At 65.9% G+C, this 10,042-nt stretch carries 9 protein-coding genes; 6 read left to right on the forward strand and 3 right to left on the reverse strand.

Going from position 1 to position 10,042, the window contains the following annotated elements; translation table 11 throughout:
* The coding region (locus Y704_RS18085; RefSeq protein ID WP_253904185.1) for an HAD-IC family P-type ATPase at positions 1–1,203 on the reverse strand (1,203 nt) is incomplete at its 3' end.
* A 468-nt stretch (positions 1,204–1,671) separates the two neighbouring features.
* On the opposite strand from Y704_RS18085, the gene Y704_RS0101345 reads away from it, so the two are divergent.
* Positions 1,672–2,079, forward strand: coding sequence for a four-helix bundle copper-binding protein (locus Y704_RS0101345; RefSeq protein WP_026548795.1), 408 nt, complete (start codon positions 1,672–1,674; stop codon positions 2,077–2,079).
* A gap of 271 nt (positions 2,080–2,350) precedes the next feature.
* On the opposite strand, the gene Y704_RS18090 is transcribed toward Y704_RS0101345, so the two are convergent.
* Positions 2,351–3,199, reverse strand: a complete 849-nt coding sequence (locus Y704_RS18090; protein ID WP_035771074.1) for a patatin-like phospholipase family protein — start codon at positions 3,197–3,199, stop codon at positions 2,351–2,353.
* A 502-nt stretch (positions 3,200–3,701) separates the two neighbouring features.
* Here Y704_RS18090 and lhgO point away from each other — a divergent pair.
* Both lhgO and Y704_RS0101360 read left to right on the forward strand, forming a co-directional pair.
* Positions 3,702–4,892 (forward strand): L-2-hydroxyglutarate oxidase, encoded by a 1,191-nt coding sequence (lhgO, locus tag Y704_RS0101355; protein ID WP_026548796.1) that lies wholly within the window; start codon positions 3,702–3,704, stop codon positions 4,890–4,892.
* Complete coding sequence (locus Y704_RS0101360) at positions 4,889–5,965, forward strand: Ldh family oxidoreductase (RefSeq protein WP_026548797.1); 1,077 nt, start codon at positions 4,889–4,891, stop codon at positions 5,963–5,965. Before lhgO ends, Y704_RS0101360 begins: the two co-directional genes overlap by 4 nt.
* A 49-nt stretch (positions 5,966–6,014) precedes the next feature.
* On the opposite strand, the gene Y704_RS0101365 is transcribed toward Y704_RS0101360, so the two are convergent.
* Positions 6,015–6,728, reverse strand: a complete 714-nt coding sequence (locus Y704_RS0101365) for a fumarylacetoacetate hydrolase family protein (RefSeq protein ID WP_026548798.1) — start codon at positions 6,726–6,728, stop codon at positions 6,015–6,017.
* 214 nt (positions 6,729–6,942) lie between these two features.
* Between Y704_RS0101365 and Y704_RS18095 the strand changes: the two genes are divergently transcribed.
* The 3 genes from Y704_RS18095 to Y704_RS22510 all read left to right on the forward strand — a co-directional run.
* Positions 6,943–8,211, forward strand: a complete 1,269-nt coding sequence (locus Y704_RS18095; RefSeq protein WP_051476581.1) for a S8 family peptidase — start codon at positions 6,943–6,945, stop codon at positions 8,209–8,211.
* A 62-nt stretch (positions 8,212–8,273) separates the two neighbouring features.
* Positions 8,274–8,978 carry a haloacid dehalogenase type II gene (locus Y704_RS0101375; RefSeq protein ID WP_253904184.1) on the forward strand — a complete coding sequence of 235 codons (705 nt, stop codon included), beginning with the start codon at positions 8,274–8,276 and terminating at the stop codon, positions 8,976–8,978.
* Between the two features lie 68 nt (positions 8,979–9,046).
* Positions 9,047–10,042, forward strand: a 996-nt coding sequence (locus Y704_RS22510) for a DUF222 domain-containing protein (RefSeq protein ID WP_155850155.1), incomplete at its 3' end; no start/stop codon positions are given.

Genomic DNA, 10,042 nt, shown 5'->3' on the forward strand with positions numbered 1-10,042 from the left:
GGAAAAGCCGGTGCCGGTGTAGGAGAGGGCTGCCGCCTCGGGGTTCTCCCGTGCGGCGGTGACGATGGCGCGGGCGACGGGGTGTTCGCTGTCGGATTCGGCGGCACCGGCCAGGGCCAACAGCTCCGCCTCACTGGTTCCATCGACGGTGGTGACGGCGGTGACGGCGTGCTTGCCTTCGGTGAGGGTGCCGGTCTTGTCGAACAGGACGACGTCGATGGTGCGCATGCGTTCCAGGGCGATCCGGTCCTTGATGAGCACCCCTGCCTTGGCTGCGCGTTCGGTGGAGATTGCGATCACCAGGGGAATGGCCAGGCCCAGGGCGTGCGGGCAGGCGATGACCAGGACGGTGACGGTGCGGATCACCGCATCGTCGGGGCTTCCCAGGGCCAGCCAGGCGATGAAGGTGATGATGCCCGAGATGAGGGCGAAATAGAACAGCAGGGCGGCAACCCGGTCGGCCAGGGCCTGCGCCCGGGAGGAGGAGGCCTGGGCTTCGGCGACCAGGCGCTGGATGCCGGCCAGGGTGGTGTCCGATCCGACGGCGGTGACTTTGATGCGCACCGCATTGTCGGTGGCCACGGTGCCGGCGACCACGGGATCACCGGAGTGGCGGGGCACGGGTCGGGATTCCCCGGTGATCATCGCTTCGTCGAACTCGGCGGTGCCCTCGGTGATGGTGCCGTCGGCCGGGACGCGGGCGCCGGAGCGGACCAGCACAATATCCCCGGCAACCAGGGAGCTGACCGGTACGGTTTCGATGCCGGATGCGGTGACCTTGTCGGCCTCGTCGGGCAGCAGCGCGGCCAGGGCGTCGAGGGCGCCGGCGGCCGAGCCCAGGGCCCGCATCTCCATCCAGTGACCCAGCAGCATGATGACCACCAGGAGTGCGAGCTCCCACCAGAAGTCCAGATCGAACCCGCCGATCCCCAGGGTGGTGACCCAGGAGGCGATGAACGCGACACTGATGGCCATACTGATCAGCAGCATCATGCCCGGTTGCCGGGATCTCAGCTCAGTGTGCCCGCCCTTGAGGAAGGGCATGCCGCCGTAGACGAAGATGATGGTGCCAAGGACCGGGGAGACCCACGTCGAACCGGGAAACTCGGGCGGCATGTATCCCAGGAGCATGGTGAACATCGGGCTGAACGCCACCACCGGGATCGCCAATGCCAGGCTGATCCAGAACCGGTCCTTGAACATCGCGGTGGAATGGCCGGCGTGCTGCCCATGGCCGTGGACCTGGTGCTCATCATCCACCGCGTGGTGCTGGGCTCCCAGTGCTGAGTGGGGGGCATCCTCCGGCAGGGCCTGACCGTGGGTCCGCTCATCCGCCGGCCCACGCTGGTCCTCGTGCTGAGGTGGTGGTGTTGTGTGGTGGCCAGCTGCATTGTGTGTCATGACGATCATTCCTCCGGGCACGTGATCGGGCACCGCCTGGGTGTCCGTATCGCTGGGCTGCTGGATCAGGTGGACGAGTACCAATAGCTCGATACTATACCCCCAGGGGGTATATGTCAAGCGGTGGAATGATGATCGGGAAACCGTTCGCGGCCTCGCTTGCCACTGTCAGCAGCAGCTAGGTGGACAGTAGGGACGGACCGGGTGTGCACCGGCCTCCGACCCCCTGATACGCCACCTCGAATGCACCGACGGAGAAGGAGCAGAGCGATGACACACATCACTTCCATGCTCGAGACGTACCCGAAGGACCTAGGTGGCATCGACCACGAAAAGCTGGCCGAATGTATCGCGGCCTGCTTCGAATGTGCCCAAACCTGTACAGCGTGCGGAGACGCCTGCCTGAGCGAGGACACGGTGGCCGAGCTGACCACGTGCATCCGGACCGACGCGGATTGTGCCGACATCTGCACCACCACTGGTCGTGTGCTCTCCCGCCATACCGGCTACGACGCGAACATCACCCGAGCGATGCTGCTGGCCTGCGAGGTGGCCTGCAAGGCATGCGCCGAGGAATGCGAGCAGCACGCAAGCATGCACGAGCACTGCCGGATCTGCGCTGAAGCATGCCGCCGCTGTGAAACCGCATGCCGGGAGCTGGCCGCAACACTGGGCTGACCCGATCGCGCGTTCTGGTCTCGGCACCGCGACGCCCTCGAACACCATGCTGGGGAAAACCCGCGATCCACGGAACCCTGGGAACGGCATCCGGAGGAGTCCCGTGATCATGGAACCATGGCTTGCCGCCGTCGACCGGATCCCGGCGGTAGGTGAGACCTTCGAGGCCGGCGGCGCAGCAACTCTCCGTGCCGCTCGGCGATGATCATCTGACCCGACTGGTGGCTGGTGCACGAACGGCGTGTCCAGATGCACGCCGACGGTCGCACACCTACTGGGCTTTTTGCAGCAGCATCGCTTTGATTCGTGATATCTCGGCCCGTGCCTGCTCCCAACCTGCCCTGGCTACTGCGGGAACGACGGTTTTGTCCAGCGGGTTCCGTCCCTGCGCTTTCCTGGCTTCCGGTGAAGGCTTGATGATCTCGACAGGCCGTTCCCCCAGCGTTCTGCGTTGCGCTGAAATGGTGCCGACCCGCTTGAACGACATGGTCAGGGGCGCCAACGCCACGACCGGCCCGGTTCCCGGTGCCAGGTCCAGGTTCACCGGCGTTCGGGCTCCCCCATCGATGTAGAAGCGTCCTTCCAGCTCTATCGGCGGCCACACCAGGGGAACGGCGCAACTGGCGGCCACGGCGTCGGCAAGCTTCACATCGTCGTTCCGGGTGAGGATGCGGTGCTCTCCCGTTCCGGCATCCACCACCACGAGCCGCAGGTCGGCGTCGGACCATTCGGAATTGGGTAGGCGCTTCTCGATGACTGCCCGGCGTTCCTCGACAGGACCGACATCCGCACCGCGTGCGAGATGTCCGATGCGTTGTGATGCGCGTTGGAGGGACCCGGGAAGTGAAGCGGCCAGCAGGTATCTTGCCAGGTTCAAGCCGGCGAAGCTCTTCGAGATCTCATAGGGAACACCGGCGAGCTGGGCCTCGTACCGTTCTTCCAGAGTTGCACTGCCCGTCAGTTGGGCTCCGACCGTGGAGCCGGCGCTGGTACCAAGAATCGATTTCGCCTGGCGCAGATCAAGTCCCAGGTGGCTGAGACCCGCCAGCAGTCCGATCTGCCACGCGATGCCACCGATGCCGCCGCCACCAAGAACCAGTGTGGAATCACTCCTCGCCATGCGGGGCTCCTTCGCCAGAATGTCGTGTAGATGATGTCAGCGGCCCTTGATTCGACCCGGCCTATCCACACGATACGGGTTCCTGCGAAGGACATGTCCCGCCGGGCACAGCGGCAGCCCGGGCCAGGACGGTTCGAACCCGGTCGTGGCCAGATGGAACAATGGGTGAGCGTGGATCGCACCTGTCCGAAGGGCCTCCGAACGTTGAAACTAAGGTCTGTGGTGAGTTCGTTGGCGCGGTTCTGCACCGTCGAGTGGTGCAGCCCGAGCTCAACAGCTACCGCGCGGAGGCTGCCTAGGTCATCAGCTCTGGACCGGATGATGATCACGAGTCATCCTCAACGCAAGGAGCGCCGTTCTCCATGAATGAAGCCCCAGTCATCGTGGGTGCAGATTAGCGCATCCGGAGTCTCGAACTATATTTGCTGGAGGGCAACTGCCTACAGTTGAGGAGGTTTGCTGCTTCCGGTACGACATCGACGTCGAAAGAGGAACACGGGAAATGAAGAGTTCCGTTGCGGTTGTGGGTGCTGGGATCGTCGGGTTGGCCACAGCGTACGAGTTGGGCCTCCGCGGCTACCGGGTGCGCGTGATCGAGAAGGAATCCCGCTTGGCGGAGCACCAGACCGGCAACAATTCCGGCGTGATCCACTCCGGGCTGTACTACGCGCCGGGCAGCCTGAAGGCGACCCTCGGAACCGCCGGTGCGCAATCGATGCACCGCTTTGCCGAGGAGCACGGCGTGCCGGTGGACATCTGCGGAAAGCTGGTGGTCGCCACCCGCCAGGACCAGCTCCCGGCCCTCGAAGAGCTGCACCGCCGCGGTATCGCGAACGGCGTACCCTGCCGGATGGTCACCCCCGAGGAAGCCCGCGTCTATGAGCCCCATGTCGCCTGTGTGGCAGCCCTCCGGGTCGAATCGACGGGAATTGTCGACTACCGGGGAATCTGCGCGGCACTCGGACGGCTGATCACCGAGGGTGGTGGCGACATCCTGCTCGGAAGGGAGGTCACGGGGATCTCAGGGGGCAACCGCTCAGTGGCCGTTTCGACCACCGCGGGCGACATCACCGCCGATGAGCTCATCAACTGCGCCGGCCTGCACAGCGACCGCATCGCCCGGCTGGCCGGACTCACCCCTGAGGTACGCATCATCCCGTTCCGCGGCGAGTATTTCGAGCTCACCGCGGACCAGTCCCATCTGGTCCGCGGCCTGATCTACCCGGTACCGGACCCGAGTTTCCCGTTCCTCGGCGTCCACCTGACGAAAATGGTCGGCGGGGGAGTGCATGCAGGGCCCAACGCGGTCTTCGCCCTGGCACGTGAGGGCTACACCTGGCTCACCATCAATCCGCGGGACGTCCTCGAAAGCGCTGCCTGGCCAGGTCTGTGGAAGCTCGGTACGAAGTTCTGGAAAGTAGGGCTCTCCGAGGTGGCGCGCTCCCTGTCGCGGAAGAAGTTCCTTGCGAGCCTGCGGGAGCTGGTGCCCGAACTCGGTGACAACAGCCTCGTGCCGACCCACGCAGGAGTCCGGGCGCAGGCGATGCGCAGGAACGGAGACCTCGTCGACGATTTCTACTTCGAGAGGGCGCCCCGCCAGATCCACGTGCTCAACGCGCCATCGCCCGCTGCGACCGCAGCGCTCGAAATCGGCAGGCGCATCGCCGATGAACTGGAGGAGAGGAACCGGTGAGCCAGGAGACGACACGCCGCTTCGACGCCCCGCAGCTGCACCGGCAAGTTGTTGCAATCCTCCGCGCCTGGGGAATGCCTGATGAGTCCGCGGAGGCCACGGCCACAGTGATGGTGGAAACCGATCTCTCCGGCATCGATTCGCACGGGGTGTCCATGCTGATGATGTACGAGAAACTCCTGCACGAGGATCGCCTGAAGCTTGATGCCGTCCCCCGGGTTATCCGCGACACTCCCGCCCTCGCCGTCGTCGACGCCGGTGCCGGGCTGGGACACCCGGCAGGACTGTTTGCACTGGAGCTGGCGATCCAAAAAGCCGGGGCCTGCGGAATCGGTGCGGTGGCCGTCGGCAACTCGCACCATTTGGGAGCGCTCGGTTACTACGTCAGGAGCGCCGCGCAGCGCGGCCTGGTCGCTCTGATGACAACGACGACGCGGACGCCCGTGGTGGCCGCGGCCGGAGGAACGACGCCGATCCTGGGGACGAACCCCCTTGCCTTCGCCGCACCACGGGCCGGTGGGGCCGAACTGGTGATCGACATGTCGACGAGCGTCGTGGCAATGAACAAGGTGAAGGCCTACGCCCTGGGCGGCCGGGATCTGCCCGTCGGCTGGGTGGTCGACCGCGGAGGCAGGACCATCACCGATGCTTCGCTCGCCTACTCGCTGCTCACCACGCAGGGGGCAACCCTGACTCCGCTCGGCGGCTCGAGCACCGAGACCGGCGGGCACAAGGGATTCGGACTCAGCCTGATGGTCCATGTGCTCAGTGGGGCGTTTTCAGGAGCGGCACTGCCGCTCGACGACGGCGACAGCGACAATCTTGGGCACTTCGTCCTGGTGATCGACCCGAACAGCGGAACCGGGGGCGGATCTCCGGCCGGGTATGTCGACGACCTTGTCCGTCTGATGTCCAGGGACGAGCCCGGCGTCGTCATCCCCGGCGATCCTGAGGCCGAAGCGCACACCGGCCGCAGCAGGGACGGTATTCCTGTTCCGGAGAGCCTCCTCGAACACCTCCGGGCAGTCTGCGGCAGGGCCGGAACCGACATGATCCTGACCCCGGTCGGTTGAGCGCGCACTGGTGCTCAGGCACAGCCCTGCAGGACCTCCGTCGCCGGGCTCACGCGATCGTAAAGGAGAGTTCGGCGACTCCGTCGATGCCGGCCGTAACTCCGCTCCCACGCTCCAGTGCTCCGACGCCCGCCGGGGTACCGGTAAAAATGAGGTCTCCGGGGCGTAGGGTCACGGATCGGGAGAGATACGCGATGATTTCAGCCACCGTCCAGATCTGGTCGCCGAGGTCGCCCTCCTGACGGAGTGAGCCGTCCACGGTCAACCAGATCCTGCCGCGGTCGGGATGCCCCACCTCGCTGACCGGCGAAAGGGGTGAGCACGGACCCGACCAGTCGAAGCCTTTCGCCAGGTCCCACGGGCGGCGGAGGTTCTTCGCCTCTGCCTGCAGGTCGCGCCGCGTCAGGTCCACCCCGACGCCGTAGCCCCACACGGTGTCCAGGGCGTCTGCGGGGTCAACCCCGGTAGCAGTGTGTCCCAGCGCCACCACGAGTTCGACCTCGTGGTGGAGATCGGCAGTCTGCGGCGGATAGGGAACCTTCGAAGAAGTACTGCCCGGCGTGCCGGTTTTTTCCGGCGCAAAGACAGCATCCGCCGGTTTGAGGAAGAAGAAGGGCGGCTCCCTGGTCGGATCGGCTCCCATCTCGCGGGCATGGTCGCCGTAATTGCGGCCGACGCAGAAAACCCGCCGCACGGGAAACAGCGTGTCACTCGCGCTCACTGGGAGGCAGGGGGGTGCGGGTACTGGAACGGCATAGGTCATGGGGCTCCTTCAGGGCTGGTCGTCGGAGCCCGCCGACCAGAGCGTGCTGCACGAATGATCAACATGTTACTGAAGTGCCGGTGTTTTGAGCACGTGGCACTCGTTCAAGGCTGGTTCCCGCTGGTTTCACCTGATATCGTTTGCCGCGCCGAGGATCCACGTTCCGGCAGGAACAGCACGTTCGGCGATGCCGCATCTGAGGAGAATCCATACGATGAGAAGTCTGAATTCGTGGGTGCTGGTCGTCGCCGCCCTTGTTGCTACCGACCTTCCGGGACTGCCGGCACAGGCCGCCGGAGAGAGCGAACAGCAGTTCATCGTGACCTTCGACAGTGGTGTCGACGAACGAAGCAGGGCGGCCGTGGAAAGCGCCGGAGCTACTCCCCTGGAGGAGTTGAAGTTCGCCGGGAGCCTGGTCGTGGCGGTTCCCGACAGTGCTGTTGCTGAAAGGTTGAGACGAGCGGATGGCGTATCGGCTGTCGAAGCAGACGCCCGGGTAGCTGCGGCAGCACCGATACGCTGCAGTCCCTGGCCCTCCTGCGGAGACGGAACCGGGCCCGCCCTCCCACCCTCGCAGATTCTGCCCTGGGGTATTGATCGAGTGGACGCTGCAGAATCGTGGTCCACGAGCCGTGGAACCGGGGTGAAGGTCGCCGTCATCGATACGGGAATTGACCGGAGCCACCCCGACCTTGAGGAGAACCTCGCAGGAGGGGTGAATTACGTGGCGGGGCCGGGCGGGCCGGGCGAGGCGCCGGACCCGGCCGCGTGGAACGATGACAACGGCCACGGAACCCATCTCGCAGGAACCATTGCGGCATCCGACAACACCATCGGCGTCGTCGGCGTCGCCCCGGAAGCCGATCTGTACGGGGTGAAGGTGCTCAATGGAGCCGGTTACGGGTACGCCAGTGATGTTGCGCTCGGTATCGAGTGGTCCATCAACAACGGTATGCAGGTGATCAACCTCAGCTTGGGCGAGGGGTCGGACGTGCCGGTGCTTCGGGATGCGATTGAAGCCGCGGACCGCGCCGGTATCGTCGTCGTTGCCGCCGCGGGCAATCTGGGTGACGGGGACCCCTCAACCGACGATGTGCTCTGGCCCGCACAGTACGACAGCGTCCTAGCGGTCGCAGCCACGGACGCCGGCGACTCTGCTGCGGGCTTCAGCTCCGACGGCGGGAAGGTCGAGATAGCTGCCCCGGGTGTCGATGTGCTCTCCTCGACCCGCGGAGGCGGGTATGGCACGATGAACGGCACGTCGACGGCGGCCCCTCACGTCTCCGGGGTAGTGGCCGGCATGCTGGCAGCGCCGGTGAATCCTGGGGCCGACAGCAATAAAGATGGCCGATGGAGTACGGGCGAGCTCCGGGCATGGTTGCAGGTGACTGCAGATGATCTTGGAGCTCCGGGGCGGGACGTGTCCCACGGGTACGGGCTCCTCGACGCTGAAGAGGCGATAACCGGGGTTCAGGGGCCCTGAGGGTGTTGGATGTGTCCCATTCCCCGTATCGGTCACCCTCCACAGGCCGCGGCATCAGAGCAGTGTGCTTCGATACTTTCGGGACCATCGTGGATTGGCGGACGGGTATCGTCCGGGACGTCCGTGCCTTCACCACTGCCCAGGGGCTGCAACTCGACGCTGAGCGATTCGCCGACGACTGGCGAGGCCTGTACCAGCCTGCACTGGAATCCGTGCGGTCCGGCGCCAGGCCCTTCGCGACGCTTGACGAACTTCACTCCGAGAGCCTGCTCAGCATCCTCGACAGCCATAACGTCAATCCTGATCGATTCGGGCCGGGAGTACTGCGGGAGCTGAACCGCTCGTGGCACCATCTCCCGGCATGGCCCGATAGCATCCCGGGACTTACAGCCCTGCGCAGCAGGTACATCATCGGGCCCCTCTCCAACGGCAATACGTCGTTGCTGGTGAACATGGCAAAGAACACTGGTTTGCCGTGGGACGTCATCATCGGCTCGGATGTCACGCGCGCCTATAAACCTTCACCCGAGTCCTACCTGCGAACTGCGGCCTTCCTCGACCTGGAACCGGGCGAACTGATGCTGGTGGCTGCACATAATGAGGATCTGGACGCCGCGCAGCGAAGCGGCCTGGCCACTGCGTTCATCCCGCGTAGCACCGAGCACGGCCCTCATCAGACATCGGACCTGTCCCCGACGGGCGCTTGGGACATCGCATCGACCAGCATGACTGATCTGGCCAGACAGCTTGGCGTCGGTCCGCCCTGACGCTTCTGGTGGAAACCGCAGATGTCGGTGTCTCCAGGAATGTCGGTGGTGGGTGGGATGGTGTGTGTATGGAAGCGGGAGCGTTCGACGGCGGCGACGACGACGGCGGTGGTACCGGTGGTACCGGTGGGTCTGGTGGCACGGGTCCTGGTTGTGGTGGGTCGTTGTTTGAGCCGGTGGTGGATCCGTTGGGTGAGTCGTTGCTGGGTCCTCCGGCGCTGGGCTTGGGTCTGGGGGAGGCGTTGGAGGCCCTGGAGGGGTTGCAGGTGGTGAAGAACCGGTGTGATGCCCGTTCCGCGGTGCTGATCGAGCGGATCCGTAACCTCGCCACTGACCGGTTGTATGCCCGCACCCCGGGGTCCACGACCTGCCATGACACTACGATCCCGGGGTTCCGGCCGATCTCGGACAGCCTCGCGGACAGCCTCGCGGCCACCGAGATCGGGTGCGCGCTGCGCCTGCCGGAGCGCTCGGCCCGGCTTCTGGTGGATCAGGCGCACCTGCTGTGCCGTAAGTACACCCCCACGCTGGGGGCCCTGGCCGAGGGGGCGATCACCTGGCGCCACGCGGTGACGGTCATCGAGCAGTGCGTGGGCCTGGCCCCGCACACCGCCACGACCCTGGAACACGCCCTGCTGCCCACCGCCAGGAACACCACCGTGACCCGGACCATGCATCGGGCCCGGGTGCTGCGGGCGGGCCTTGACCCGGGTGCGCACACCGCCCGGGCCACCGCCGCGGTGACCCAGCGCCGCCTGGAAGTCCTTCCCGACGCCGACGGCATGGCGTGGCTGAACATCTACCTGCCCGCCGAGCACGCCACCGGCATCGGGCACCGCATCACCGCCCTGGCCCGCGGCCTGCAAACCCCCACAGAGAACCGCACCCTCACCCAACTCCGCGTGGACGTCCTCACCGACCTCCTCACCCACACCTGCACCACCGGACCACCCCCACAACCCACCCACACCCGCGCTGCGGGTTCACCCGGTCCCGGCGGCGGCGGCACGGGTGTGCCCGCTGCTGCCGGGGATGTCCCCGGGGAGGTTCCCGGGGGTGTCCCG

The organism is Arthrobacter sp. Br18 (assembly GCF_000520555.1).
GTDB lineage: Bacteria > Actinomycetota > Actinomycetes > Actinomycetales > Micrococcaceae > Arthrobacter_D.